Here is a 24,105-nt window from a genome sequence, read left to right as displayed (position 1 = left end):
GCGCTAAGCGGGTGCGACCGCCGCCCGCGCCTTCTCCAGCCGTGCATGCCGCTCCTGTCGGGCGGCCATCGCCGCCTCGACGTCCACCGGCGTGAAATGCACCCGACCCCCGGTCCTGGTCTGCGCCATGCGGTCCCGGTCCACCGAGATCACCGTCCCGATGGTCGCGTACCCACCTCCGGTGACCGCGTCGTTGAGCAGGACGATCGGCTCGTCCCCGCCGGGAACCTGCACCGAGCCGACCGGGTAACCGAGGTCGACCACGTTGGCCTGATCGCTGCCCGCCCCGAACGGCTGCTCCCGTTCGATGAACTCCAGCGATCCGCCGCGCAGCCGGTAGCCGACCCGGTCGGCGTCCTTGCTCACCTTCCACTCCGTGCCGAGGAACGAATCCAGCGCGTGTTCGGTCAACCGGTAGGCGCACAACCCGACGACGAACCGCAGTTCGGTTGCCGCCGGGAAATCCGGGCGCAGCTCCTCGGGCATCTCGGTACCGACCGCCGGGGCTGGTCCGGCCTCACCGAGCGGCAGCCGGTCGCCGCTGATCAGCGCGCGTCCCTGGAAACCGCCGATGCCGGTGAGCATGTAGGTCGAACGCGAGCCCAGGTACGGAGGCACATCGATGCCACCGCCCACCGCGACGTACGGACGGGCACCGGCGCGGACCTGTTGGACCGCCAGCACGTCACCGGCCGACACCCGCAGCGCCTGCCAGGCAGGAGCGGGTTCCCCGTTGATCGTCACGTCGCTGTCCGCGCCCGTCACCGCGACGCTGCGCGAGTCGGTGAACTCGAGTTCGGGTCCGAGGTACGTCGCTTCCAGGGCGGCAGCACCGTCCGGGTTGCCGACAAGCAAGTTGGCCACCGCGAAGGAGTACTGGTCCACGGCACCCGACGGCGGCATTCCGATGGCGTACTGCCCGTCTCGACCTGTGTCCTGGACGGTCGTGGACAAGCCGCCCGATCGCACGATCACGAAGCTCACCGGTACAGCACCTCCAAGAGCCGCCCGTTCACTGCGTCCGGGTCAGCGAGCAGTTCCGCCGGGACCAGCTCCACGTCGCGGATCCGGTAGCGGAAGCGCCCCGCCGCCACGTCGGAACGGGTGCGGTCGTACTCGTCGCGGTCGATCGCCCGGTACCGCAGGACGTCGCTGGGCCGCGGGAACGCGATGTCGTCGGCGAAATCCGGCAGCCGCTGCGCGAGGTCGAACACTGGAGCGGGAGCTATCCCGAAGAGCTGGTACCCGCCGGCCCCGCGCACCGGGTAGACCACGGCGAAAGCCCCGCCGTAGCCGAAGGCTCGTTCCGGCGTGTCGGTCCGCGGACGCACGTACTTCGGCACCTGGATCTGCCGGTCGCGCGGCACCATCTGGTAGCAGAACGGCAGTCCTGGGACGAAACCGAGCATGGTGACCAGGAACGGTGCCGCCGTGATCGCCTCGATCACGGCCCGGGCGTCCGGGAAACCGTTGATGCGGGCGGCGTACTCGAGGTCGGTGGCGTCCGGATCCTGGTGGCGGTCGCGGAACTTGAGCAGGGTTTCGCGGGTCCACGGGTCGTCGAAGAGCACCGGCACGTCGACGATGCGGGTGCGCACCGCGTGGTCGTCCGGCAGTTCGCCGGCCGTGTGCTCCAATCTGCGCAGTTCTTCGACCAGTTCGGCCGGGTGCAGGCGATCGGGGTTCAACCGCACCAGGTACGAGGCGTTGGACGGGCAGATGTCGATGACGCCGTCGATATTCTCGCGGCGCAACGCACCGGTGATCGCCATCGCCTTGAGGTTGGCTTCCAAGCTCATCTCACGGTCGAGCTCGACGAAGACGAACTCATCGCCACCGAACTCGTAACGCGCCGGCGGCAGCTGCCTCTCCATCGCGATCACGGCCCACCCCCTCGCCCCCGAATGCGAGTTGAGAATGCGCCGCGGGACCGCTGCGCGCAGCTTGGTCGTGCCTGCGTGAGGCACCTTCGGGTGAGGTGGTGTTGTGACCGCCCTGCGTGCGGGGGCCCCGACACCTACCATCAGCGGCCGACCTGGAGGTGACCAGTTGCGCACTCTCGTCGATCTCAACGCTGACGCAGGGGAGAGCTTCGGACGGTGGCGGCTCGGTGATGACGCCCGCCTCATCCCGCTCGTGACGTCCGTGAACATCGCGTGCGGTTGGCACGCCGGGGATCCGGCGACGATGAGCCGCTCTGTCGAACTGGCGCGTGACGGCCGGACATCGATCGGCGCGCACCCTGGTTTCCCCGACCTCATCGGCTTCGGCAGGCGGGCCTTGTCGATGAGCCCGGGGGAAGCCGCCCGGGCGTGCCTGTACCAGTTCGGCGCACTGCAGGCGATCGCCGCCCGCCACGGTGCCGTGATCTCCCATGTCAAACCGCACGGTGCGCTCTACGGCCTGGCGGTCAGGGACGACGCCGTCGCCGAAGCCGTGGTGGAGGCCTTCGCCGCTGCGGCCCCCGGTGTTCGGGTCGTGCTCCTTGCCGGACCGGTGGCCGAACGTCTCGCCGATCGGGGGTTCCCGGTGGTGCGGGAGGCGTTCGCCGATCTGGACTACGACGAATCCGGCCACATCATCATCGAGCCGGATCCCCGGGCCAAGTCCCCGCAGCGCTGCGCGGACCAGGCGGTGGCGGTGCTCCGCGGCGAAGTGACCTCCGTCGCGGGCACGCCCATCGCGGTCGACGCCGACACGATCTGCCTGCACGGCGACCGACCGAACGCGGCGGAGATCGCGGAGGCGATCCGCGACCGGTTCGCCGCCGAGGGAGTGCGCCTGGCTGTGATGGCCGAGGTCGCGGACGCGCGGTCCTAAGTCAGCCAGCCGGCAGCAGGTCGTCCGAGGCCTCGATGCGCGAATCGCCCAGGTGATCTCCTTCCGGGCTGAACGGCGGCACGATGTGCGGCACGCAGTCGGCCACCAGCAACGAGTCCACCGCGCGCTCCTCCGGACCGGCGCTCACCACCGCGGTGCCGTTCGGCGCCCAGATGCCGGAATTGCCCCGGTACTCCCACTGCCCGCGTTCCGAGACCTCCCAACCCCGACGGTTGGCGTAGGCGACGAACACCCGCCACACGGCCGCCATCGCGGGGATGATGTGCTCGGTGGCATCGGGATAGGGAACCAGCGTCGGAGTCCCGTCCTCCAGCGTGAAGTGCCGGTCCGCGGCCGTCGGACCGACGATCAAACGCGCGCCGCGCCGGACCAGGCTCTGGTAGAGCGGCGGGAACTCGCACTCGTAGCAGTTGAGCAAGCCAATCGGAAACCCGTTCACCTCGACCACCGGTGGAATTTCGTCACCAGCGGTGAAGTTCGCGCGTTCGGCGGCGCCGTACAGGTGTGTCTTCCGGTAGTTGGTGATGAGCTCGCCGTCTGCGGCAACGGCCACCGAATCGTGCAAGGCACCGCTTTCCGCCCGCTCCACGTAGGGCAGGACGATCGCGACGTCGTGCAGCTTGGACAACTTCCGGGCGAGCTGGACGGACTGGCCGTCGGACGGCTCCGCCAGCAGTTCGCACTGCTCGCGCCCGAGCGCGTAGCCGGTGTTGAAGCACTCGGGGAACGCGCAGAGCTGGCAGTCGTAGCCGGCCGCCAGGACTAGGACTTCCTCCATCCTGGCGAGGTTCTCCGCCTTCGCGGTCGGCGAACCCGCCGGGTTCTCGCCCTGGAAGAGCGAGACCCGGATTCCGGTGCCGGGCCGTGGTGGTTCGCGGTCGACCAACCTGCTGGTGATTCGGACGGGACGCATGGTTCTCCTTTTCCGATCAATTCACAGTGGAGATGAACTCTTCGACAGCGGCCGTGAAGTCTTCAACCGCCTCCGGCGTGAAGTCGCTGCGGACGACGACGCGCATCACTTCGACCTCGTCCAGTTCGGGCGGAAGCGTGTAGACGGGCACTGCCCAGCCGCGGTCGGCCAGGTGCATCGCCAACCGCCGCAACTTGATCGGCGGCTCCGCGGTCAGTGCCACCACCGGCAGTTCGCTGCCGTCTCCGAGCAGCCGGAACCGCCCGGTGTCGTGCAGGCGGTCGGCCAGCTGTCGCGCCAGCGACCTGGAACGGGCGTGCACGGCCTGGAAACCGGCGAATCCGAAGCGGATGAAGTTGTAGTACTGAAGGACCACGGGCGCTGCCGATCTGGAGAAGCTCAGCTCGTAGTGGGTGTCGTCGCCGCCGAGGTAGTTGATCCGAATCCCCAGTTCGGGACGGCGCCGGCCCCGGTCGCGCCACAGCAGCCAGCCCAAGCCCGGCAGGACCATGCCCGCCTTGTGGCCGGAGGCGTTGATCGACACCACCCGCGGGATGCGGAAGTCCCAGCGGAGCTCGGTGTCCAGGAACGGTGCGATGAGCCCGCCGGAGGCGGCGTCGACGTGCATGGGCACGTCGATCCCGCGCTGTTCGGCGAGACTGTCCAGCTCGGCCGCGATCTCGGCGATCGGCTCGTAGCGCCCGTCCAGAGTGGACCCCAGGACGCCGATGACGCCAATGGTCCCCTCGTCACACAGGTCCGCGGCCGCGATGCCGTCGAGGGCCAGCCGCCCAGCCCTGGCCGGGGCGATGCGGGCCTCGACTCCCCAGTGGCGGCAGAACTTCTTCCAACAGGCGTGCGCGCCAGCACCCATGACGAGGTTCGGGCGGGACAGCTCGCCCCTGATGCGTGCCTGCCAGCTCCGCAGCAGGGCGACCCCGGCCAGCAGGGCGGCCTCGCTGGACCCCGTGGTGGCGCTGCCGACCACTCGCCGCGCATCCCCGTGCCACAACGAGCCGATGATCCGCACGCATTCGCGGAGCAGCTCATCCATCGCCGGGTACTGCTCGCGGTCAACGAGGTTGTAGTTCAGGTAGGCTCGGTAGACTCGATGGGCCTCCGGTTCGATCGATGTGGTGAGGAAGGTCGCGAGGTTCCGCTCCGGACGGCAGCCGCCGCGCAACCTGCCCGCCACGGCATTCAGCGCCGCATCCGCGTCCATTCCGAAATCCGGGATCCCACGCCGAAGGTGAGTCGAGGAACATAACGGTTCCTCGGCCGCGTTCGCCAGAGCAGACATGGTTGAACACTCCTGTTGCTGGTGGTGTGCGACAACATCGGTCACGCTACGAGCGATCAGGAGCAAAGCGCCATGAACAATTCGGCCCAGCGCATTCGTACTAGTGCCGTACCAACCGGCCGTGCTGGGCCGTCTGGGGTATCTCCTGTGGCATCCGAGCGATTTGATCGGCGTTTCAGTTATTTCCGCTGGTCGCGTGGCGAAATAGGAAGTGCTGATCGACGAACCGGGTACCGGGTGACCCCGGCCGAACCGCCCGAGTGGAGGCGTTTGATGGCCTGTTCCCACGACCGGGCGCTAGACCGGGCGATAACCGCCCTGCTGCACGAGGCCGTTGAGCATTCACGCGCGATGCGCCAGGTCCTGCACCAGGTCGGTCAGCTTGCTGCGCTCCGGATCGAGCTGACCCGACCAGACGAGAACGACGGTTTTCCCAAAGCCGCTGCGAACGGCCACGTGCTGTCCCCGCTGACCAAGCGGGAACGGGAGGTGCTCGACCAGCTCGTTCGGGGCCACTCCAACAGGGAGATCGCACGGTCGCTGGGCATATCGGAGCGCACGGTCAAGAACCACCTCCGCAACATCTTCACCAAGCTGGGCGTGGGCGATCGAACTTCAGCGGTCGTGAAAGCCTTGGGGCGCAACACCTAGCCCACTCCGCGGCGGAATGAGGTCGACAGAGCAACTGGGGTGCCAGGCCGGCTGTACGCCGATGCGGGAGCAGGAACGCCTTTCGGCCGAGGCCGGGATTCACCTCGAGTCTCGAACGAGATACTGGTGTTCCAGGGGGCGTGCGCCGAGCCACGACAGCTAGCCCGACTCACGCGACTCCCAGCGGAGTCGGGTACGCGGCGCTGCGAGGCGGCGCCGTGGACTACGGCGTCGGTGACGATCTCGGCTTGATAAATCGGCGGCATCGGTTCAACGCGCCGAGCTACCCGCCTGCGTCGATCCGGTCCGCTAGGTCTGTTTCGGAAATCACGGGAGCCATTCGTTGATCGCTGTGATGGTGACGGCTGCTTCGTGGCGGACGGCAAGCTTGTCGTATCTGGTGGCCACGGCTCGGTTCCGTTTGAGGCGGTTGATCCCGCACTCGACAGCGTGTCGCTGCTCGTAGACGTCCTTGTCGAATGCGGGTGGTCGTCCTCCAATCCGCCCGTGGCACCGGTCCGCCGACCGCAGTGGGCGTCGTGTTCCCTTCAGGTACCGCCTAGTGCGCGGGTTCAGGCGATCGGCAGGGGCAGCTGCGTGCTGTTGGGTCGCCGTGTCGTTGGGGCTGTTGTTAGCGGGGCTTCTTCGATGGTCCAGTCCGGGCCGAGGTAAACGATCACTAGTCGGTTCGCGCGGAGGTAGTCGACCAGGGCCGTGTCGTTGCCGGTGACGTCGGCCAGACAGGCCTGGAGGGCTGCGAGGAGGTGGGCTTGTCTCGCGTCAAGTTTTTGGCTCAATCTTGTTCGGTTGAAAATTGTGCCTGTTGATCTTGTTGATAATCCGAGCGTTTCCGCTCGGATTAGAGTCGTGATTCGCTCGGCCAGCCTAGCGGTCCTGAACCGCTCGAAAAGTCGTGGCGCCTGGTCAGGCCATCAGACGGACGCTGAACTGCTCGTGCTCCGGCACGAGAACGCCGTCCTCCGCCGCCAGATCACCGGTCAAGTCCGGTACGAGCCAACGGACCGTTTCTGGTTCGCAGCCCTGTCCTCGCGACTCCCCCGCCGCCGCTGGCACGACATCTTCCCCGTCCAACCCGCAACGATCCTCGCCTGGCACCGCAGATTCATCGCAAGGAAGTGGGACTACAGCGCACTCCGACGCCACACCGGACGGCCACCTACCCATCCGACGATCAAGAAGCTCGTCCTTCGCCTGGCCCGCGAAAACCCGCGCTGGGGGCACAGAAGAATCCAGGGCGAACTGGTCGGACTCGGACATCCGATCGCCGCATCGACGGTTTGGGAGATCTTGGACTCGGCCGGCATCGATCCCGAGCCACGCCGAACTGGCCCCACCTGGAAGCAGTTCCTGGCTGCCCAGGCTCACGGCATCATCGCTGCGGACTTCTTCCACATCGACACCGCACTCGGCAAACGCCTCTACGCCCTGATATTCCTCGAACACGGCACACGCCGACTACATATCGCCGGCGTCACCGCCCATCCGACCCAGGAGTGGACCACACAACAAGCCCGCAACCTCACCACCGTCACCGATGGACCTCAGGGCCAGCTCCGGTTTCTGCTCCGCGACCGCGACACGAAGTACTCGGGCAGCTTCGATGCCGTCTTCCAAGCCGAAGACATCGACATCCTCACCCCCGCACCCCAGGCGCCACGGATGAACGCCCACTGCGAACGGGTCATCAGAACTCTCCGCAGTGAAGTGTGCGACCACGTTCTGATCCTCAACGAGGCACACGCCCGGCAGGTCCTCGCCGAGTACCAGCAGCACTACAACCAGCACCGGCCACACCAGGCGCGACAACAGCGACCACCCGAACCTCGCCAACAGCACCAACGAGCACACGGAGTCAATGCCCGCCCGTTGCTACATACTCGGGTCCTTAATGGACTCATCAACGAGTACCGGTACGCGGCTTGACGTGCAGCGATGACTTCTCGAGCGGTACAAGACCGGTCACGTCTCGGATCGCCTGCTGCCTGCCGCGTTCCTTGATCTCGTCATCCAGTCCACTCTTGCCTACACATCGGTCTCACCGACACTCGGACCACGAGTCGACCCAGACACGCGCCGCGCGAGCGTCGTCGGTGCCACACGCCTCCTCGTCCCTCCTTGGCACCGCTTCGTATGAGGCCATCCATCGTTCGTGCTGCGTTGCTGACGCCGTGTCCGCCGCTGCGGATACCCAGTGGCAGGTGCGACGAGGACGCACGGAGCACAGCCCTCGAGGTGGACCGCTGCCCGAGGGGCGGACGGCAGCGCTTGACCTTGTGCTTGGAACACACGTTGAACTCGATGGCCCGACAGTCGAGCGGTGCTTGGCCACCGCTCGATGCATGCAGCGATCAGTAGCTGCGACCGATGCGGAGACCACTCATGGCCAACGACAGTTCCGTCCAGGCGGAGACCAGGCGTGCCCGGAGATTCAGGCCGCTGATCGCGGTTGCCGGAGTAGTGGCCGCCACTCTGGTGACGGGAAACATCGCGTTCTCGAGCGGTGACGACGGTGGTGAGACGAAGACGCCGGATGTCGCCGCACTCGCGGGCCCACTTGCGGACCAGGAGCTGGCGTGGGAGGCCTGCGAGTTCAACGATGACGGCCCGCCCCTGCCAGGCGCGGACCTGTCCAACGTCGAGTGCGCCACCATCCAGGTTCCGCGGGACTGGCATGACCCGGATCCGGAGGTGACATGGGATGTCCGGATCTCCCAGGCGCGCAACATCGATCCCGCGAACCCCGACTACCGCACAACGATCATCACGCACCCCGGCGGACCGTACGCCTCCGGGCTGTCCTACAGCAGCACCGTCCAGATGTACACGCCAGAACTCCGTCCGACCACGAACTACGTCAGTTTCGACCAGCGCGGCCTCGGTCAGTCGAGCCACGCGGAATGCGAGTACTAATACGAGTACGACCCGGATGACGGGCGATCGGCCGAGGCGCGGGCGATCGGCGAAGCCTGTTCGCAGGACACCGACGTGGCGACCATGACGACCGAGCAGGCCGCCTACGACATGGACTTCATCCGCCACCTTCTCGGGCTCGAGTCGGTGACCTACATGGGCTACTCCTACGGCACTTGGCTCGGGACATGGTTCGGCAGCCTCTTCTCCGACAACATCGAGCGGATGGTGCTCGACTCGGCGACGGACTCGACGCAGGAATCGATCCAAACGCTGTACAACGCCGCTCACGAGGGCCGTGATCGCCAATTCCGCCTGCACATGATGAACTGGATCGCCCGCAACGACGCGACTTTCGGGCTCGGTACCGACCCGGAATCCATCTGGGATCGGTACTTCGCGGCCACGAGCGCCCCGGAGCGGTCGCTGGCGGCACTCTACGCCTGGAACTCGGTCAACGGCCCGGTCGCCTTCTCGAACCCCGTCGCATATCCGGCAGCCGGAAGCCTCGTGTCGAGCATCATCGCCGAGGGCGAGTCGCCGACGGATCCGGTGGTCCCCGCGGAGTCGGCTGCTCGCATCATCGATCAGACGGACCTGCCCGACGAGCTGCGCGCCGCGGCGCACGAACGCCTCGCGCAGCTGGCCAACCCCCCTGTCCACGAACCGGGCGAGACAGTCCACGGCACGCACGACTACGTGATCGAGTTCACCGCGTGCACGGACGGCCAGTGGACGCAGGGCCTCGACTACTGGGAGGAGTTCAACGAGCGCACGGCAGAGGTCGCGCCGCTGACAGCGCAGCTCGGGCTGCTGGTCACGCCGACGTGCGCGTTCTGGCCGACGGACTCGAAGATGCCGCCCCTGGACGACAGCTTCACCGAGACCATCGTCCTGCAGAGCGAGCTCGACTCGATGACGCCGTTCGAGCAGGGCTGGGCTGCAGGCACAGGGCTGCCGAACACGAGCCTGATCGCGGTCGACAACGAGAGCATCCACGGGGTGTTCCCCTACGGCACAGAAGAAGTAGACCGACCGGTGATCGACTTCCTCCTCAGCGGCGACCGGCCCGCACGGACGATCATCGCCGCAGGCAAACCCCTACCCCTGGAGCAGTCCACGTACGAGTCGTGGACGCCGCTGGACGAGAACGCCGAGCACGCCACCGAAACCCCTCGGTTCACCGACCCGACCATCCCGGCCGAGACGGGCACGCGCTGAGCGAGGCGCCGACTCGGCAGCCCTCCTCAGGCACCCCGCGATGACCCGGCGCTGAGCACGAGCGCGACCCGAGTCGCCCCGACTCGGGTCGCCACCGCGAGGCGGGCCGCACTTGACCCTGTTCCAGGAACAGGGTTCTCAATGGGTGGGAACGCTGAGCGCACGACTCGTGCGGTGGAGAGGACACGATGAGGGACGAGAACCAGGCACCGGACGATGCGTCGCTCGACCGGTCGATCGACGAGCCGCTGCTCGTCGAGGACGTGCTGCTGCTGCTCTACCAGCCGTCCTCCGGCGCGATCGCGGGCGAGAACTTCCTGTACTACGTGCTGGGCGGTGCCGTCGTCGCGGACCTCGCGCTCCGCGACCTCACCGAGGTGCAGGAGGTCGGCCGACTCGTCCGCCGCGTCGCCGCACGCGGCGACGCCCCGCACGACGGCATCCTCCGCCCGGCGTGGGACTACCTGAACACGAAGCCGCGCGGGATTCGGACAGTGCTCGCGGCGATCGGTCCGGAACTGCGCAGCAAGGTGCTCGACAAGCTCGTCGACGACGGGCATCTGCGCCGCAAGCGCAAGAAGCTGCTCGGCTTCATCCCATCGGAGTCCCTTGAACTCGGGAGCGCACGGCGCGCGGAGCTCCTCGTCCGCGTGCGCGCGACGCTCGTCGACGGGACGGAGCCCGACGCCAGGACCGCTGCGATCGCGGCGCTGCTCTCGGCGAGTGCCAACCTGCACCAGTTCGATCCCGAGATCCCATGGACGTCGTCGGTCATCCACCGCGCGAAGGAGTTCGAGAACGGCAACTGGGGCGCGGCGGCCGTGGGAGCGGCCGTCACTCGGGCGACGATCGCCGTCATCAGCGGCGCCCTGAGCGCGTCGGCCGCCGCGAATGCGGACGGTCGCGGCTAGTTGTCCTCCCGGACATCTCGAAGAACATTTCTGTATCGTCCGGGACGGAACTCCTGGCCAGGATTCAAGCAGAGGCAGGACCATGTCGTGGAGCACCCGCGAGCTCGCTGATCTCGCGAGCACGACCGTCAACACCGTCCGGCACTACCACGAACGCGGCCTGCTCGAAGAGCCCGACCGGCGCACGAACGGCTACAAGCAGTACGGCGTCCCCCACCTCATCCGTCTACTGCAGATCCGACGGCTCCGCGACATCGGCGTCCCGATCGCGGAGATCAAGCGGCTGGACGCCGGCGTCGGGACCTCGCCAGAGGTGCTGGCCGCCATCGACGCGAATCTCGTCGAGACGATCGAACGCAGCCAGCGAGCACGCGTTGAGATCGCCGACATGCTCCAGCACGGCTCGATCACGGACGTGGCGACGGGGTTTGCGAGAGTCGCGCCGCGGTTGTCCGCATCCGAGCGATCGTTGACGCTCATCTACTCGCAGCTGTACGAGCCCGAGGTGATCAACGACGTCCGCGAGATGCTCGACACCGACGCTGACGCCGCGACGGTGGAGTTCGAGTCGCTGTCCGCAGACGCCGACGAGGCGACGCGCGCTCGCCTCGTCGAAGAGTTCGCGGAGACGATCACGAAAACCCTGGTGAACTACCCCTGGATAGCCACACCGGAAGCGCACCTGCGGCGAACGCCGATGTCGACCGCCGTCACCATGGTCAAGACCATGCACGCGATCTACAACCCTGCGCAGCTGGAGGTCCTGGAGCGGGCCGCAGAGCTCGCGCGGACACGGGAGGACCTGGGACGAGACCCGGATCCCCGAACATGACCGGGGTGCTGCACCGGCTGAGGCGAGTCCGGCGCACGGCGTGCGCGCCAGACCCGCCTCCGGTTCAGCAACCGCCAGCGCTACGCACCAGCACCATCGGTGGTGGGCGTGGCCAGCAGCTGCAGCTCCCAGGTGAGCGCGATCCCGCTAGCACCACCGTGGTCGAAGAGAACCTGCGCGAGCGCGCCGGTCGTCGACTCGCGAGCCCAGTCGCGCTGCCATTCGCTGACCACGGCCATCCAGGTGATGGGTACCACGCCGGCCTGCTCCATGCGACGCACCGCCATGTCGTGCGCCTCGGCGCTGACCGCGCCGCTGGCGTCCGTGACGACGAAGACGTCGTACCCCTCGCCCAGCGCCTGGATGGCGGGCATGGCGACGCAGATCTCCGTCCACAGCCCGGCGATGATCAGCTTCTTGCGCCCCGTCTTCTCCACGACGTCGACGACGCGACGGTCTTCCCAGGTGTTGATGAACGTGCGGTTGATCGGCTTCTGGTCCGGGAAGACGTCCTGGAGGGCCTTGATGAGGTAGCCGCCACGTTCTTCGATCACCGTGGTCAGCACCGTGGGGACGTCGAAGACCTTCGCGGCCTTGGCCAGACCGACGACGTTGTTGACGACCATGGTTGATTCGTGGCTGTTGAGGTTGGTGAACTGGAAGGGCTGGTGGTCGATGAGCACCAGGACGCTCTCCTCGGGGGTGAGCAGTGCATCGAGTCCGGACTTCGCGGTGCGCGTCACGATGTTTCCTTCTGCGTGTCGGGTAGAACGTTCGATGGTGAGGGTCAAAGCTGTTCGGGTGATGGCATCGCCGGGCTGATGTGCGAAGGGGGCAGGTCACGCGAACCGAGGCCGGCTCCGACCAGTTCGACGGGGCAAGGTTGAAACGTCTTCCGTGGCCTGAAAACGACCGTACGGCGGCCATCCCGCAAGCGTCCAAGACTTGTTCGGCTGCGGGACGATAGGATTCGTCTATCGATATCAGCCCCCGCGTTCTCCGCTACTTCGTCGCCGTAGCCGAAGAACTCCACTTCGGCCGCGCAGCCACGCGTCTCTACATCTCCCAGCCGTCCCTGAGCCATCAGATCCGCAAGCTTGAGGAGACCCTCGGAACCCCGCTGTTCGTGCGTTCGAGCCGTCGGGTGCAGCTCACCGCCGCGGGCCGGACGCTGGTTCGCGAGGCGCCGAAAGCGCTGACCGCGCTTGAGCAAGCCGTGCAGCTCACCCGGCTGGCCGGGTCAGGGATCGCGACCACGATTCGGCTGGGCTATACCCCGGTCGCGAACTTCGACACGCTCACGGTGCTCCTGGATGCGCTCCAGGAAGACCACCCCGACTTCACGATCGACGCTCGAGAGGTCTTCAGCGCCGAGATTCCCGAACGGATCTGCGCCGGCGACCTGGACATCGGTCTCGCCCTCTCACCACAGCCCATCGACGGGGTAGGTGGCGAGATCCTCCGCGAAGAGCCCGTTTCCGCACTCCTGAGCACTCGCCACCGCCTCGCTGCCGCACCAGCGATCCCGCTGACAGCCCTCCGCGACGAGACGCTGCTGTTGTTCCCCCGCCGCCTCGCCCCGACGTACTACGACGGCATCGTCGCCGCATGCCACGAAGCGGGCTTCTCACCCGAGATTTGCGCATTCGAAGCTCCTCCGGTGAACGCCATGCTCGCCCGGCTCTCCAGCGGACGCGAGGTCGGCCTGGCCCCTGCATCGTTCGCCGAGCACGCCGCGAAGGCCAGCACCCGCGTCACTCTTCGCGACGTCGTCGATCCGTCGATCGTGGCAGAACTCTCGGTGCTGTGGCCCGCGAACGATCCGTCGCCGGCCATCGCGAGCGTCCTCGCCACCGCCCGACGATGCGCTGAACGCAACGGATGGCTACGCAGCCCCCTCACGTAGTGCGTGAAGCTGCGGCCCGCAGCCTCGATCACCGAATCGCTCCGACCACAGTCACGGTCGCGGGTCGTTGGGTTTGCCCAGGGTTTGGTTGACACCTGATGCGTGAGGCTGTGGCCTCGCCTGGAAGGATGTCGTCGCGCCCAAGCCTTACTCGCAGGAGTTCCGTAACGATGTGGTCGCCGTGGCCCGTCGTGGCGAGGCTCCGTTGAAACAGATCGCCGCTGATTTCGGGATCTCAGCACCACCCGAACAGCCGCATCCCGGGTGACCGCGGTCGATCCCGCAGCGGTGCCGAGGCATCGTCCGACACACCGGCCAACCCCGCCGACCGACGTCTGTCACGCGGTGCCGCAGACTCAGCGAAAGGGCCAGCCGGTCCGGTTTATGCGGCCCTGTTCCTCCGCAGGGCGGGCTCGCTGTCAGCTCGCAAATGGCGATTCCATCTTGAACAAGATCGCCATCGCCGGTTTCCGGGGTGTCCCGCAGGCGCGGGAGCCACATCACGAGTTCTCCATCTCCGGGGTCACGTGGTCGTAGACCCGGGCGATGCCCCTTCATGTTCTGTCCGAGCCGGGCGCGGCGTGCCACTCGTGCTGCACCTGGTCCGGACCATCGGAGGGTGATGTCGACTGGTGGACGAGGATTCCGACGATCGCGGCGAAGATCGCGATGGACAGCCCGGCGACCGTGGACGTGAGAGCTTTGCGGGTCGGTGGTCGTCCTGCGGTCCGACTCATGCGTGGCAGTCGAAGCGGAACCGTGTTGCCAGCCCGTACGCGGTTTTCGATACGCCAGCGATATCCGCCCGCTCCTACGATTGAGAGCATGCGCGTGCTGGTTGTCGAGGATGAGCCCTACATGGCCGAGGCCATCCGCGATGGACTGCGCCTGGAAGCGATCGCAGCCGACATCGCCGGAGACGGCGACACCGCTCTGGAGATGCTGAGCATCAACGCCTACGACATCGCCGTCCTCGACCGCGACATCCCCGGGCCCTCCGGCGACGAGGTCGCCGAACGCATCGTCGCTTCAGGCAGCGGCATGCCGATCCTGATGCTCACCGCTGCGGACCGGCTGGACGACAAGGCTTCCGGGTTCGAGCTCGGCGCCGATGACTACCTCACCAAGCCGTTCGAGCTGCAAGAACTCGTGCTCCGTCTCAGAGCCCTCGACCGCAGGCGTGCCCACAACAGGCCGCCAGTGCGGGAGCTCGCCGGCCTGCGGCTGGACCCGTTCCGCCGCGAGGTCTACCGGGACGGCCGGTACGTCGCGCTCACCCGGAAGCAGTTCGCGGTGCTCGAAGTCCTCGTGGCCGCCGAAGGCGGTGTCATCAGCGCCGAAGAGCTCCTGGAACGGGCTTGGGATGAGAATGCCGACCCGTTCACCAACGCCGTGCGCATCACGGTATCCGCACTGCGCAAGCGGCTCGGCGAACCCTGGCTGATCACCACGGTGCCCGGCGTCGGCTACCGCATCGACACGGGACCGGACGCCGGGAGCGAGGGAGGCGAACGTGGATAGGGCACCTGGGTTGAGCGTTCGTCTCAAGCTCACCTTCAGCTATGCCGGCTTCCTCATGATCGCCGGCGCCGTGCTGCTCGGGGCGTTTGCGGTGTTCCTGGACGGATACCGGGAGAGGGCACAGGACGCTGGTGCGGTTGTGATCGCACCTTCGGGCACCGAGCTACTGCGTGACTTCGCGCCGGCGGCCGCCGGCGCGATCGTGTTCCTCCTGGTGTTCGGTCTCGCCGGAGGGTGGATTCTCGCTGGGCGGATGCTGGCCCCGCTGACCCGCATCACCGATGCCACGCGCACGGCTGCGAGGGGTTCGCTCTCTCACCGGATCGAGTTGGAGGGGCGCCAGGACGAGTTCCGAGAGCTCGCCGACGCCTTCGACGGCATGCTCGCGCGGCTCGAAGCGCACGTCGCCGAACAGCAGCGCTTCGCAGCCAACGCTTCCCACGAGCTGCGTACTCCACTTGCGATCACGCAGACCCTGCTCGACGTCGCTCGCAACGATCCGAACCGGGAAAGCAGCGAGCTCGATGAACGCCTCCGCGTCGTCAACGCCCGAGCGATCGACCTCACCGAAGCACTGCTGCTGCTCAGCCGCACTGACCAGCGCTCCTTCGCCCGAGATGACGTTGATCTGTCTCTCATCGCGGAAGAAGCCACCGAAACACTCCTCCCGCTTGCCGAGAAGCACGGCGTCGTCATCGAAACCTCCGGGGACATCACCCCGGCCATCGGGTCCCATGCGCTCCTGCTGCAGTTGACCACGAACCTCCTGCACAACGCGATCGTCCACAACCTGCCCGAATACGGCACCGTTCAGGTCAGCACCGCTGCCGGTCCCAAGGACGCCGTGCTCACGGTCGAGAACACCGGCGACAAGCTCAGCCCGCACGTGGTCTCCACCCTCACCGAGCCGTTCCAGCGCGGCACCGAACGCATCCGCAGCGACCACGTAGGTGCCGGCCTCGGTCTGGCGATCGCCAAGAGCATCACCCAAGCTCACGACGGAACGCTCTCGCTCAGCCCGCGCGCCGACGGCGGGCTCTGCGTCACGGTACGACTACCCGCGGCAGCTCGGCAGGTCATGTAGGAAGCGGGACGAGATTCCGGCTTGGCCGGTGTACCCGCGTCGCTCGTAGAACCTGTGCGCGTCCGGCCGTCGATCATTGCTGGTGACCTCCATCCGGACGCATCCGTGGCCGGCGGCGAAAGACTCGGCGGCCTCGACGAGCCGGGAGCCGACGCCGTATCCGCGTGCTCGGTCGGAGACGACCAGTGCGGTGATTCGGCCCCAGGCGCCTTTGCGTTCGAAGAACGGGCAGACGTGGACGGCGATGACGCCGAGTGACTCGTCGTCGGTTTCGGCGATGTAGGCCGCACTGGCCGGGTCGTCGAACCAGGCCTGGAGCCGATCGGCTGTCGCTGCCCGATCATCCTGGGGATAGCCCAGCTGGCCGAGCAATTCGTTGACGGCTTCGGCGTCAGCGCTGCGCGCTAGTCGTACCCGCACGGTTCACTCCAAGCCTCGTTCGCCTCGCATCACGATGTCGCTCTGATCAAGATTCCTCGGTTTGCATGAAACCGCTCGAATACGTGCATGGGTAGCGATGCGGAGTCCGAGTTGTGGGAGTAGCCCGACGGGTTGTGGAACCGCACTACCCCGTCCTCGACCGCATAGACCAGCACGAGGTGGCCTCCTCGTTGCGGCGCGTGGGTGTCGGGGTCGCGAATCTCAGGGGATACCGAGGCGATCATGACCTGCCCAGGTCGCACCTCTCGGTTGGATACGTGAATTGGCGTATGCTCGACCAGTTCGCAGGGGAATCCGAACTGTGAGCTGACCCAGGCCATGAACGGCCGGTAGATGAGTCCTTGGACCTTGCCGGAGGGCTCCACCACGTAGCAGCCCCGGTCGAGAGCCAGCGCGATAAGTTCGCCCATCGTCAGCCGGACGTCGGTCCAGCCGTGGAGCAGCGACTGCAGACACGCCAAACCGCAGACCTTGCGGGACCAGAACAGGTACTCCTCGCTTGAGCGGTATCCGTCGGAGGCCCAGTCGTACAGTCGCGAGGGATCGGTGCGCGGTAAGAAGACCTCCAGCCCCGATAGGTCGGTGCGCCGCACGACGACCTCGTCGTTGCGTTCCAAACATCCCCACTGCGAGATGCAATGGAGACTCCGATCACGTGATGGGAAAGTCGAAGTAGACATCAGGATGGGGCTCGTTTCTTAGCGTGTAGTGCCACCATTCGCAGTCGTACCGATCGAATCCGCAGTCCTCCATGATGGAACGGAGATGCTCACGGTTTTGGGCCTCGGTTGGCGTGATTCCTCGGGCTCGATGACGTGAGATCGGGTCCATGAGGTCGTGGTCGCCACCCATGGAAGCCAGCTCGCCGGTGGCAAGGTGGTAGAGCGTCAGGTCGACGGCGCTGCCCCTGCTGTGGCCCGACTTCGCAGCCACGTATCCGTGCTCGACCATCTCGGCCCGGTCGATGTTCGGGTAGTGCCGCAGTTTGGTCCGGCCATCTTCTGGCTGTTCGGACCAGTGGAGGAAGCAGTCGACGGCGCGTTGGGGGCGATACCCGTCCCAGAGAAGCAGTCCGAAGCCAAGGGAGGCTGCCTTCTCGCGTGCTTGCTCCAGGGCCGCGCACAGGGACCGGGTGCCGACGATGCGATTCGCGAGATAGCCGTTTACCGGTTTGCCGGTGAAGTTGTCCCAGGTGGCGTACTTGGCATCCCAGCGGACGCCCGGCACCCAATCGTCAACGTAGACGAAGTCGTCGTTCATCGCTTCTTCCCGTGCAGTGTCATCGAGATGAGCCGGTCGATCAGATCGGACAGCGGCACCCCTGCGGCGGCCATCATCCGCGGGTAGCGGCTGTAAGACGTCATGCCGGGCATGGTGTTGACCTCGTTGAGGACCACCCGCCCGTCGTCGGTGAGGAACATGTCGACGCGGGCAAGTCCCTCGCAGCCCAGGGTGCGGTAGATGGTCATGGCGGTCTCTTGGACGAGCTGGCGCGATTCGTCGGAGATGTCGGCGGGAACGATGAAGGTCGAGTTCTCCGATCCGGTCTCGGGGGAGTCCTCCTGGTGGATTCTGAAGAATCCGTGCGAGAGGTCCACCCGGTCCACCTCGCCCGTGCTCAGGCCGGACAGTTCCCCGAGGACCGCGCAACCGATCTCGCTGCCGGCCACGACCTCCTCGATCAGGACCTTCGAGTCGTACTGTCGCGCCGCGCTCAGCGCGCTCGGCAATTCGTCGGCTCGGGTGATTTTGCTGACGCCGAACGAGGAGCCCGAACGGGCAGGCTTCACGAAGACGGGATACCGAAGGCGGTCTGGGTCGATCTCTTCGTTCTCCGCGACCACCCAGAAGGTCGGGGTGGCGATTCCCGCGCTCTTGGCGACGGTGTAGGCCAGGGACTTGTCCATGCATGCGGCCGAGGCCTGAATGCCGCAGCCGACGTAGGGGATGCCGGAGAGCTCCAACAAGCCCTGGATCGCGCCGTCCTCCCCGAGCCTGCCGTGAAGCATCGGGAAGACGACGTCGAGGCGCACCGTCTCGTAGCCTTCCTGCCCCATGACCAGCAGGCCGTGCACGCTTCGGTCAGGTGACAGAGTGACCGGACGAGTGCTGGCGTTCTCCCAATCCGTGTCGGGGCCGTCGCAGAGCCTCCAGTCGCCGCCGGTCGTGATGCCGATCCAGAGCGGCTCGTACTTCTCGGTGTCGAGGTTCCTCGCCACCTCTCGCGCCGACTTGACCGAGACGGGATGTTCCTCGCAAGCGCCTCCGAAGATGACTCCGACCTTCAACCTGCTCATGCTGTTCTCCCGTTCTCGAAGTTCAGGCAGTTGATGAGACTGTTCTCGACGATGTCTCTCAGGGCGTGCTCTGTGTAATAGGCGGAGTGCGGACTGATCAGCACATCCGGCAGGCGCTGTAGCCGCACCAGGGCCTCGTTCTCGAGATGCCTGTTTCGGCAGTCGGCGTAGAAGATCCCTTCCTCGCCTTCGAGGACATCCAGCGCCGCACCGCCCAACCTGCCGCTCTCCAACGCCGACAGCAGGGCCTCGGTATCGAGCAGCGGTCCGCGCCCTGTGTTGACGACGTACGCACCGGTTTTCATCCGCTCGATGCGGTGGCGATCGAGGAGATGGTGCGTGTCTGCGGTGAGCGGGGTATGGAGCGTGACAATGTCGCTCTGCTCGATCAGTTCGTCCAGAGGTACGTGGTCGGCGCTGGCGTGAGCCGGCCTGTCGTGGGCTAGCACGCGGCACCCGAAGCCTCGCAGCCGGTCGATCACTGCTGTGCCGATGCGCCCCGTTCCGACCACGCCCACGGTCAGGTCGCGCAGTTCCTTACCGCGGGTCTCACTCAGTCGATAGTCATGAGAATCGGTGCGACGGATAGTGGATTTCGCGTGCCGCACGGCCATCAGCATCAACATCAACGTGTAGTCGGCCACGCTGTCCGGTGAGTAAGCGACGTTGCCCACCGAGATGCCGACGCGCTCGGCGTACTCCAGGTCGATGTGGTCGTAGCCGATGCTTCTGGTGGAGATGTGTTCCACACCGGCTTTGCCGAGCGCCAGAAGCGTGGAGTTGGTGATCTGGGTCTTGTGGTTCACGCTGATGCATCGGCTGCCGCGCGCCAGTTCAGCATTGGTTTCACAGACGGCCGACTCGACGATCGTTGGCGATACACCGAGGCGGGCCCCCATCTCGCGGAACACGGCGGCTTCGTCCTGGCTGCACCCGAAGACCGTGAGCCCCGCCGTTGGGATGGCCGAGGGGGACGGCTCGGCCATCGCTCGGGCGCGACGGTCCGCGATCGCTCCACTATGGATCAAACCCAGTTCGCTGCAGGCCATGCCTCAAGTCAAGACAGCGCGGTGTTGCCAGCACGTATGCGATTTTCGATATGCGGACGATATGCCGCTCAAGCTGCCGAGTTGCGTGAGCGCAGCGGCGATCTCGTCGAGGCGCGCCGCGCGGGAGGCCTTGACGAGCACTACGTCGAGCGACCAGACAGGCTGCCTGGCAGCTGGGGCGACCGCGAATGGTTCTGACCATCGCACCAACAAGCTTGGAGGTCACGCGCTGCATCCCGGCCCGTCTCCGTCAGGTTTGAGCCGGTTCGTCGTTTACGGAGCCACTTCATCGCGACCCCGCAGTGCCCGCTGTAACCGCCATTCGGGCCCGGGGCCGCCGACAACTGCCGGTAACGACCAACCCTCCGACAGGAGACCGCTGATCAGAGGCAAGACCTTCTGCACGGCACCTTGCCGGAGACATGAACGCACACCAACGACGTACCCTCATAGCCGACTCACACCTGAGCCGTGGCCGACGAGCTGATCAGCGAGGCCGACAACCCCGCCAAAAAGGTGCCCAAGCCGCGCCGCTTGCCCACCACGCGCCGCGGGCTGCCGGACTCCCGGCTCGAGGAGATCAACCACGTCGCCGCCACCACCGGTTACGATCCCGTGCTCGACAGCCTCATCCTCCGGCTGCACACCGAAACAGCCTGCCGCCGAGGCGGAGCACTGGCCCTCACACCCCGGGACCTGGACCCCGACCTCTGCCTGATCATGCTCCACGAGAAAGGCGAGACCGTCCGCTGGCAACCAGTCTCCCCCACCCTCATGACCCATCTCCGCGAACACGCCGAACAACGCGGCGCCGCCACATCAGGTGGGCAACTCCTCCGCTACACCAACGGAAACCCCATCACCAAGCGACGCTACGACCACCTCTGGACCCGACTCGGCAAACACCTCCCCTGGGTCGCCACCCAGCAGATCAGCATCCACTGGCTTCGCCACACCACCCTGAAATGGGTCGAACGTAACTTCGGCTACGCCGTGGCCCGCGCCTACGCCGGCCACACCGACAACAACAACGGCGACGGCGGAAGCACCACCACCTGCACCCGAGCCGACATCCGCGAAATCGCCGCCGCCCTCGCCGCCCTCACCGGAGAACCCCACCCACTAACGGGCTAGAACCCAATAATCCGTGAAACGTCCAACTCGGGAGGCCTGGCACCCAGCCAGGTCTCCCGTTTCTACTGGCGGCACCCGACACCACATTGCTCGTGGCCGGATCACCAGGACGATCACTCACTCCTCGAATATCCCAACCTCGCGCCCTACAGAAACCACGAATCAGACGATCCGCCCCGGCCCGTCAACCGGTGGGCACCGCGCCCGACGGTGGTTCAGGAATGAGTGAGCAATGGCCAGCGCACCGGGCCCATGACTCCGGCTCCGGACTTCGACCACGGCCAGGCCCGGCTGCGCCGCGTCCTGGAGACTGGCCGTGGCGTCCCACCGGCCAAACACCACCGCGGGCAACCCGTGGCCCAGGTCACGGACAGCGCGGCCGAATCAGACGCTTGCTCCTCTTTCTCGCTACGTGGGCTGCTCCGGTTCGATGCCGGCGTGTTCCGAAGGCGTGAGAGGACGGGACGGCCGCAAGCCAGTTGCGGCCATGAATCGAATCTGCCCCTGGTGACTGACTGGGAACCAGGCAGAGCTGCCGTCAAAGTCAAACGCGGGACCGTCGGCACCGCCATTGCCCAGGGGCCAGCCACCAGGATGGGTTCAAAACCTCCGAGCTGGCCCACGGGAGCGGTATCAGCGTGGGGAGACGTATGGATGGTTACACCGTCGCCTCGTGCCTCATACCAGTATGGCCATGGCGGTAGATGCTCATGTCCAGGGTCGTGCCACACCAGCTCGCCTCAGCGGCCCTCCTCGCCGAGCGGGCGGTAGCCGAGTTCGCGCACTGTCCATCCAATCGGCCAAACCGAACGACTGAAAGGACGTAAGGCGTACGAAGAGCACATCCCCCGGCTCTGACGAGTGGAGAAAGCAGACAAGATCGATTGGATATTTGTTCGCGCACGACAATGGGCACGGCCCAAGCCTCGGCCATCCTCGGTATGGAGCGGTTGCGTCGAATCACGGGAGGGCTGGTCATGGTCGGCGATATCGAAAACACCCGTCGTGGTCCGCGGATCGCGTTCGTGACCGGCGCACGCCCGGCCAACCATGCGACCAACTGGTTCAAACAGGCGCGCAACCGGCGGTGACCGCCCCTCTCGGCCGATACAGCACCGCGGCTCCTTGGTAATACGCAGTCTGCGTATTACCAAGATCAGCGAGCCCTGAACGGACCGCCGGTTCCGGCACTGCGCGCCTGCACGCGCTACCGCACCGAGACATGTTCCGGCTTCATCCGCGTCGCGGAAGGTTGATCAACGAAGGGGACGCGGGCTGCGATGCACGCGCCGCCACGCACCCGGGACATCGCTGATCAACACCTTCCTCGATCGGGCAAGTCACCGCCACCTCTCTAACCGTCGAACGCATTTCGACGGTTAGAGATCCGCGACCAAACCAATCGATCGACACAGAGGAATACCATGACCACTACTCAACGCCGCTGGTTGACCCAGGATGCTTACGACCGGCTGCGGGACGAGCTCGTAGAACTGCTCGCCCACCGTTCCGCTGGTGCTGAACGTGGCGATGGCACGGTCGACAGCGAGTCCGGCCAGTTCGTGGATGAGGGGCGTCGGCGCGGCCGCATCCGCCAGATCCAGGGGTTGCTGTACAACGCGGTGGTCGGTCAAGCACCACCGGACGACGGGGTCGCCGAGCCCGGCATGGTCCTCACCGTCCGCTTCGACGACGGCGAGACCGAAACGTTCCTGCTCGGTGCGCGTGATGGAGCCGACCTCGACGGGCTTGCGGTCTACTCGCCCGAGTCACCCCTCGGGGCCGCCCTGTCTGGGGCCAGACAGGGCGAGCAACGGACGTACAGCGTTCCCAACGGTGGGACGGTGCAAGTAACGCTCCTGCGGGCGGTACCCCACGGGCACCACCGTCCGTAGACGCCCGAAAAACAGCACGGGACCGCGCCACCGACACATGACGGGCGGCCGTGGTCCTGGGGGGTGGCGTCGCAGGCGTGACGCATGAACAGCGCGTCGCCGTCACGGTCATCCGCTCGTCCGTGTCCAGATGTGAACCGTCGACTCAACACAAGGGGTGCGCCGTGCACGCGGGTACGTTCTCGATCGCTGCCTACGACGTAGTCGCTGGGTGCGCAGGTGTCGCGGTCAGTAGCCGGATACCTTCGATTGGGGCGTTGTCGGGGTTCGCCCGCGCCGCTTCCGGGGCTATCGCGACCCAGGCGTTGATCAACCCGTTGCTCGGGATCGACGGCTTGGAGCTGCTTCGGACGCATTCTGCCGACGAGACGTTGCGCAGACTTCTCGCTTCGGATCCCGGAGCGGATTCCCGACAAGTGGCTATTGTGGACAAATATGGTCGTTCTGCTGCCCACACCGGTCCGGAAACGCATCCGTGGAGCGGTCACAGAGCAGCGCCGGGTTACGCGGTGGCGGGAAACATGCTCGTCGATATGCGAACGGTTGACGCCATGGCCGAGCAGTTCGAAGCCACTGCGGACAAACCACTTCACGAACGATTGCTCTTGTCGCTTGAAGCGGGCCAGCAAGCCGGCGGGGACAGGCGCGGAAAGCAAAGCGCAGCGTTATACGTGAACAACGGAGAACCTTACCCGTACCTGGACCTGCGCGTGGACGATCACCCCGAACCGGTGACCGAGCTCCGGAGGATCTACGAGGTCGCGAAACGAGAGCTGCTGCCGTTCGTCGAAGCGCTCCCGACCAGGAAGAACCCGCAGGGCAGGTTCGACGAATTGCTCGAAATCTCGGAACGATAACTTTCCGCGCAGGCTTGGTTGCCACCCGGTGACCTCGCCCCGGCGCAGGCCTACCCGGGCCAGCAGCAGCACGATCAGCCGGTTGCGAGCCGAGCGGCACGCTGTGAACAGCGCGACGCCCTCCTCGTCGCTGGCCCGGTCCACCGCGGTCTCCGGCTCGCTACGAAAAGACTCCTGCTGGAGATGCCAGCAGGAGTCTTGGTATCCATTGCTACCGCACCCTTAGTACGGCAACGACAGGTTGTAATCTTGGATTGGTTCTGGTAGTTGATCTTGTTGTGTTGGCGGAGATGGTGGCTGAGTGGTCGGCGAGCTTTGAGG

General features: G+C 66.2%; 25 protein-coding genes and 2 pseudogenes. 15 read left to right on the top strand and 12 right to left on the bottom strand.

The features are described from left to right. Positions 1-3: 3 nt before the first annotated feature. Positions 4-984, bottom strand: coding sequence for a biotin-dependent carboxyltransferase family protein (locus AB0I53_RS30375; protein WP_358610383.1), 981 nt, complete (start codon positions 982-984; stop codon positions 4-6). Beyond that, positions 981-1,874 carry a carboxyltransferase domain-containing protein gene (locus tag AB0I53_RS30370; protein ID WP_132495213.1) on the bottom strand — a complete coding sequence of 298 codons (894 nt, stop codon included), beginning with the start codon at positions 1,872-1,874 and terminating at the stop codon, positions 981-983. The genes AB0I53_RS30375 and AB0I53_RS30370 overlap by 4 nt, the downstream gene beginning before the upstream one ends. Positions 1,875-2,049: 175 nt before the next feature. Here AB0I53_RS30370 and AB0I53_RS30365 point away from each other — a divergent pair, with 175 nt between their 5' ends. After that, entirely contained in the window at positions 2,050-2,820 is a 771-nt protein-coding gene (locus AB0I53_RS30365; RefSeq protein WP_358610380.1) for a 5-oxoprolinase subunit PxpA, read from the top strand. Position 2,821: 1 nt separating this feature from the next. On the opposite strand, the gene AB0I53_RS30360 is transcribed toward AB0I53_RS30365, so the two are convergent. Both AB0I53_RS30360 and AB0I53_RS30355 read right to left on the bottom strand, forming a co-directional pair. After that, positions 2,822-3,754, bottom strand: coding sequence for a nitrilase-related carbon-nitrogen hydrolase (locus AB0I53_RS30360; protein ID WP_358610377.1), 933 nt, complete (start codon positions 3,752-3,754; stop codon positions 2,822-2,824). Positions 3,755-3,770: 16 nt separating this feature from the next. Further along, the gene (locus AB0I53_RS30355) at positions 3,771-5,054 is read right to left on the bottom strand and encodes a glutamate decarboxylase (protein ID WP_358610374.1); all 1,284 of its coding nucleotides are present in this window, start codon (positions 5,052-5,054) and stop codon (positions 3,771-3,773) included. A 468-nt stretch (positions 5,055-5,522) separates the two neighbouring features. On the opposite strand from AB0I53_RS30355, the pseudogene AB0I53_RS30350 reads away from it, so the two are divergent. Further along, positions 5,523-5,705: pseudogene (locus tag AB0I53_RS30350) on the top strand (response regulator transcription factor); the annotation flags it as partial. Between the two features lie 327 nt (positions 5,706-6,032). Here the strand turns inward: AB0I53_RS30350 and AB0I53_RS30345 are convergent. Next, positions 6,033-6,203: pseudogene (locus tag AB0I53_RS30345) on the bottom strand (transposase); the annotation flags it as partial. Positions 6,204-6,521: 318 nt separating this feature from the next. Here AB0I53_RS30345 and AB0I53_RS30340 point away from each other — a divergent pair. The 5 genes from AB0I53_RS30340 to AB0I53_RS30320 all read left to right on the top strand — a co-directional run bounded on the left by AB0I53_RS30340 (position 6,522) and on the right by AB0I53_RS30320 (position 11,600). Next, positions 6,522-7,649 (top strand): integrase core domain-containing protein, encoded by a 1,128-nt coding sequence (locus AB0I53_RS30340; RefSeq protein WP_358610520.1) that lies wholly within the window; start codon positions 6,522-6,524, stop codon positions 7,647-7,649. A 456-nt stretch (positions 7,650-8,105) separates the two neighbouring features. Next, the gene (locus tag AB0I53_RS30335; RefSeq protein WP_358610371.1) at positions 8,106-8,636 is read left to right on the top strand and encodes a hypothetical protein; all 531 of its coding nucleotides are present in this window, start codon (positions 8,106-8,108) and stop codon (positions 8,634-8,636) included. Between the two features lie 84 nt (positions 8,637-8,720). Further along, positions 8,721-9,857, top strand: coding sequence for an alpha/beta fold hydrolase (locus tag AB0I53_RS30330; protein WP_358610517.1), 1,137 nt, complete (start codon positions 8,721-8,723; stop codon positions 9,855-9,857). 188 nt (positions 9,858-10,045) lie between these two features. Then, entirely contained in the window at positions 10,046-10,768 is a 723-nt protein-coding gene (locus AB0I53_RS30325) for a GPP34 family phosphoprotein (RefSeq protein WP_358610369.1), read from the top strand. Between the two features lie 82 nt (positions 10,769-10,850). Then, the gene (locus AB0I53_RS30320; protein ID WP_358610366.1) at positions 10,851-11,600 is read left to right on the top strand and encodes a MerR family transcriptional regulator; all 750 of its coding nucleotides are present in this window, start codon (positions 10,851-10,853) and stop codon (positions 11,598-11,600) included. Between the two features lie 80 nt (positions 11,601-11,680). On the opposite strand, the gene AB0I53_RS30315 is transcribed toward AB0I53_RS30320, so the two are convergent. Then, positions 11,681-12,343 (bottom strand): hydrolase, encoded by a 663-nt coding sequence (locus AB0I53_RS30315; RefSeq protein WP_358610363.1) that lies wholly within the window; start codon positions 12,341-12,343, stop codon positions 11,681-11,683. A 233-nt stretch (positions 12,344-12,576) separates the two neighbouring features. On the opposite strand from AB0I53_RS30315, the gene AB0I53_RS30310 reads away from it, so the two are divergent. Next, complete coding sequence (locus AB0I53_RS30310; RefSeq protein WP_358610514.1) at positions 12,577-13,506, top strand: LysR substrate-binding domain-containing protein; 930 nt, start codon at positions 12,577-12,579, stop codon at positions 13,504-13,506. Positions 13,507-14,060: 554 nt separating this feature from the next. Here the strand turns inward: AB0I53_RS30310 and AB0I53_RS30305 are convergent. Continuing rightward, positions 14,061-14,243 (bottom strand): hypothetical protein, encoded by a 183-nt coding sequence (locus tag AB0I53_RS30305; RefSeq protein WP_358610360.1) that lies wholly within the window; start codon positions 14,241-14,243, stop codon positions 14,061-14,063. An 88-nt stretch (positions 14,244-14,331) separates the two neighbouring features. Here AB0I53_RS30305 and AB0I53_RS30300 point away from each other — a divergent pair, with 88 nt between their 5' ends. After that, on the top strand, positions 14,332-15,027 hold the full coding sequence (locus AB0I53_RS30300; RefSeq protein ID WP_358610357.1) for a response regulator transcription factor: 696 nt from the start codon (positions 14,332-14,334) through the stop codon (positions 15,025-15,027). Then, on the top strand, positions 15,020-16,111 hold the full coding sequence (locus AB0I53_RS30295) for a HAMP domain-containing sensor histidine kinase (protein ID WP_358610354.1): 1,092 nt from the start codon (positions 15,020-15,022) through the stop codon (positions 16,109-16,111). Before AB0I53_RS30300 ends, AB0I53_RS30295 begins: the two co-directional genes overlap by 8 nt. Here AB0I53_RS30295 and AB0I53_RS30290 read toward each other — a convergent pair. The 5 genes from AB0I53_RS30290 to vanH are packed head-to-tail and all read right to left on the bottom strand — an operon-like array spanning position 16,082 to position 19,835. Continuing rightward, positions 16,082-16,531 carry a GNAT family N-acetyltransferase gene (locus tag AB0I53_RS30290; RefSeq protein ID WP_358610351.1) on the bottom strand — a complete coding sequence of 150 codons (450 nt, stop codon included), beginning with the start codon at positions 16,529-16,531 and terminating at the stop codon, positions 16,082-16,084. The two genes, AB0I53_RS30295 and AB0I53_RS30290, sit on opposite strands and share 30 nt — an antisense overlap. Before the next feature lie 29 nt (positions 16,532-16,560). Next, entirely contained in the window at positions 16,561-17,169 is a 609-nt protein-coding gene (locus AB0I53_RS30285; protein WP_358610348.1) for a hypothetical protein, read from the bottom strand. A gap of 34 nt (positions 17,170-17,203) precedes the next feature. Continuing rightward, complete coding sequence (gene vanX, locus AB0I53_RS30280) at positions 17,204-17,812, bottom strand: D-Ala-D-Ala dipeptidase VanX (RefSeq protein ID WP_358610345.1); 609 nt, start codon at positions 17,810-17,812, stop codon at positions 17,204-17,206. Beyond that, positions 17,809-18,849, bottom strand: a complete 1,041-nt coding sequence (vanA, locus tag AB0I53_RS30275) for a D-alanine--(R)-lactate ligase (protein ID WP_358610342.1) — start codon at positions 18,847-18,849, stop codon at positions 17,809-17,811. The genes vanX and vanA overlap by 4 nt, the downstream gene beginning before the upstream one ends. After that, positions 18,846-19,835 carry a D-lactate dehydrogenase VanH gene (vanH, locus tag AB0I53_RS30270; protein ID WP_358610339.1) on the bottom strand — a complete coding sequence of 330 codons (990 nt, stop codon included), beginning with the start codon at positions 19,833-19,835 and terminating at the stop codon, positions 18,846-18,848. Before vanH ends, vanA begins: the two co-directional genes overlap by 4 nt. Before the next feature lie 33 nt (positions 19,836-19,868). On the opposite strand from vanH, the gene AB0I53_RS30265 reads away from it, so the two are divergent. The 5 genes from AB0I53_RS30265 to AB0I53_RS30245 all read left to right on the top strand — a co-directional run bounded on the left by AB0I53_RS30265 (position 19,869) and on the right by AB0I53_RS30245 (position 23,784). Beyond that, entirely contained in the window at positions 19,869-20,096 is a 228-nt protein-coding gene (locus AB0I53_RS30265) for a hypothetical protein (RefSeq protein WP_358610337.1), read from the top strand. A 273-nt stretch (positions 20,097-20,369) separates the two neighbouring features. Next, positions 20,370-21,032: a site-specific integrase gene (locus tag AB0I53_RS30260; RefSeq protein ID WP_358610334.1), complete on the top strand. Its 663-nt coding sequence runs from the start codon at positions 20,370-20,372 to the stop codon at positions 21,030-21,032. Between the two features lie 908 nt (positions 21,033-21,940). Further along, positions 21,941-22,123: a hypothetical protein gene (locus tag AB0I53_RS30255; RefSeq protein ID WP_358610331.1), complete on the top strand. Its 183-nt coding sequence runs from the start codon at positions 21,941-21,943 to the stop codon at positions 22,121-22,123. A 333-nt stretch (positions 22,124-22,456) separates the two neighbouring features. Then, on the top strand, positions 22,457-22,927 hold the full coding sequence (locus AB0I53_RS30250; protein ID WP_358610328.1) for a GreA/GreB family elongation factor: 471 nt from the start codon (positions 22,457-22,459) through the stop codon (positions 22,925-22,927). A 77-nt stretch (positions 22,928-23,004) separates the two neighbouring features. Further along, positions 23,005-23,784 carry a DUF1028 domain-containing protein gene (locus AB0I53_RS30245; protein WP_358610325.1) on the top strand — a complete coding sequence of 260 codons (780 nt, stop codon included), beginning with the start codon at positions 23,005-23,007 and terminating at the stop codon, positions 23,782-23,784. The last annotated feature ends 321 nt before the right edge of the window (positions 23,785-24,105 follow it).

It is taken from the genome of Saccharopolyspora sp. NPDC050389 (assembly GCF_040655595.1).
Classification (GTDB): Bacteria; Actinomycetota; Actinomycetes; order Mycobacteriales; family Pseudonocardiaceae; genus Saccharopolyspora.
This window is presented reverse-complemented; position numbering and strand designations above follow the sequence as displayed.

Bases quoted from the DNA above. Each gene is read 5' to 3' on its own strand.
- AB0I53_RS30370 (WP_132495213.1), bottom strand. From the start codon at position 1,874: ATGGAGAGGCAGCTGCCGCCGGCGCGTTACGAGTTCGGTGGCGATGAG.
- AB0I53_RS30360 (WP_358610377.1), bottom strand. From the start codon at position 3,754: ATGCGTCCCGTCCGAATCACCAGCAGGTTGGTCGACCGCGAACCACCA.
- AB0I53_RS30355 (WP_358610374.1), bottom strand. From the start codon at position 5,054: ATGTCTGCTCTGGCGAACGCGGCCGAGGAACCGTTATGTTCCTCGACT.
- AB0I53_RS30335 (WP_358610371.1), top strand. From the start codon at position 8,106: ATGGCCAACGACAGTTCCGTCCAGGCGGAGACCAGGCGTGCCCGGAGA.
- AB0I53_RS30330 (WP_358610517.1), top strand. From the start codon at position 8,721: ATGACGACCGAGCAGGCCGCCTACGACATGGACTTCATCCGCCACCTT.
- AB0I53_RS30325 (WP_358610369.1), top strand. From the start codon at position 10,046: ATGAGGGACGAGAACCAGGCACCGGACGATGCGTCGCTCGACCGGTCG.
- AB0I53_RS30320 (WP_358610366.1), top strand. From the start codon at position 10,851: ATGTCGTGGAGCACCCGCGAGCTCGCTGATCTCGCGAGCACGACCGTC.
- AB0I53_RS30305 (WP_358610360.1), bottom strand. From the start codon at position 14,243: ATGAGTCGGACCGCAGGACGACCACCGACCCGCAAAGCTCTCACGTCC.
- AB0I53_RS30300 (WP_358610357.1), top strand. From the start codon at position 14,332: ATGCGCGTGCTGGTTGTCGAGGATGAGCCCTACATGGCCGAGGCCATC.
- vanX (WP_358610345.1), bottom strand. From the start codon at position 17,812: ATGAACGACGACTTCGTCTACGTTGACGATTGGGTGCCGGGCGTCCGC.
- vanA (WP_358610342.1), bottom strand. From the start codon at position 18,849: ATGAGCAGGTTGAAGGTCGGAGTCATCTTCGGAGGCGCTTGCGAGGAA.
- vanH (WP_358610339.1), bottom strand. From the start codon at position 19,835: ATGGCCGAGCCGTCCCCCTCGGCCATCCCAACGGCGGGGCTCACGGTC.
- AB0I53_RS30265 (WP_358610337.1), top strand. From the start codon at position 19,869: ATGGATCAAACCCAGTTCGCTGCAGGCCATGCCTCAAGTCAAGACAGC.
- AB0I53_RS30255 (WP_358610331.1), top strand. From the start codon at position 21,941: ATGGGCACGGCCCAAGCCTCGGCCATCCTCGGTATGGAGCGGTTGCGT.
- AB0I53_RS30250 (WP_358610328.1), top strand. From the start codon at position 22,457: ATGACCACTACTCAACGCCGCTGGTTGACCCAGGATGCTTACGACCGG.